1 protein-coding gene is annotated in these 1,364 nt (G+C 72.1%); it reads left to right on the top strand.

The annotated features are described in order from the left end of the window. Positions 1–18: 18 nt before the first annotated feature. The coding region (locus WH07_RS35735) for a DEAD/DEAH box helicase family protein (protein WP_046509431.1) at positions 19–1,364 on the top strand (1,346 nt) is incomplete at its 3' end.

Below are 1,364 nucleotides of genomic sequence, written 5' to 3' on the forward strand. Positions count from 1 at the left end.
CCGTGAGAGCGCACCCCCATGACCACCGATGACATCGAACTGCGCCCCCACCAGAAGGACGCCGTCACCGCGGCGGTCAAGACGCTGCGCACCCATACGCGGGCCAGCGTGGTGGCCGCCTGCGGCACCGGAAAAACCCTGATCGCCGCGCGGACCGCCGCGCGCCTCGCCGCCCACGGCCGGGTACTGGTACTGGTCCCTACCCTGGACCTGCTCTCCCAGACAATCCGTTCCTGGCACGCCGCGGGCCGCAAGGGCCCGTCGGTGGCCGTCTGCTCGGCCCGCCAGGCCGTAGAGCACCCTTCGGCCGGCGACATCCCGATGACCACCGCCCCGGCAGAACTCGCCGCCCTCACCCCCACCGACGGGCCGCTCACGGTCTACGCCACCTACGCCTCCCTGTCTGCGGTGGTTACCGCCCACCGTGACCACCGCCTGCCTCCCTGGGACCTGGTGGTCGTCGACGAGGCCCACCGCACGGCCGGCCGTCTCGGCAAGGCATGGGCTGCCGTCCACCACGACGACCAAGTCCCCGCAGCCCGCCGCCTCTACCTGACCGCCACCCCCCGCATCTGGGACCCCGACGACGCCGCGGATGCCGACGGGGCAGAGGCAGTGGCCTCCATGGACGACGAAGAGCTGTTCGGCCCCGTCGCCTACCACCTCAACCTCTCCGACGCCATCGATCTCGGACTGCTCGCCGACTACCAGATCCTCGTCCCTGTCGTCACCAGCACAGACCTGCGCGACTGGCTCGCCACCGGAGCAGGCGCCGGCGTTGACGGACTGCACCTGGCCGGCCGCCAGGTCGCCACCCTGCGCGCCATCCACGACCACCGGCTGCGCCGCATCCTGACCTTCCATCACCGCGTCGCCGACGCCCGCGCCTTCGCCACCACCCTGACCGAGACGGCCGCCACCCTTCCCGAACACCTGCGCCCCCAAGGACTGTGGACAGACTGGGTCAGCGGCAGTCACACCCCGCAGATCCGCCGCCGCCTCCTGCTCGAATTCACCTCCCACACCGACCCCGCCACCCCGGCTGTCCTATCCAACGCCCGCGTCCTGGGGGAGGGCATCGACGTCCCCGACATCGACGCCGTCGTCTTCGCCGACCCCAAGAACAGCCCCGTCGACACCGTCCAGGCCGTCGGCCGCGCCCTGCGCCAGCAACCCGGCGCCAGCAAAAAGGCCACCCTCGTCGTCCCCGTCTACCTCACCCCCGACGAAAACCCCGACGACCTCCTCGGCGCCGACGCCTACACCCCGCTGTGGCGCACCATCCAAGCCCTGCGCGCCCACGACGACCGCCTCGACGCCCGCCTGTCCGACCCGCGCACCCACCGCCCCACCATGCCCCCCGA

Origin of the sequence: Streptomyces odonnellii, from assembly GCF_000981895.1 — a bacterium.
Classification (GTDB): Bacteria; Actinomycetota; Actinomycetes; order Streptomycetales; family Streptomycetaceae; genus Streptomyces; species Streptomyces odonnellii.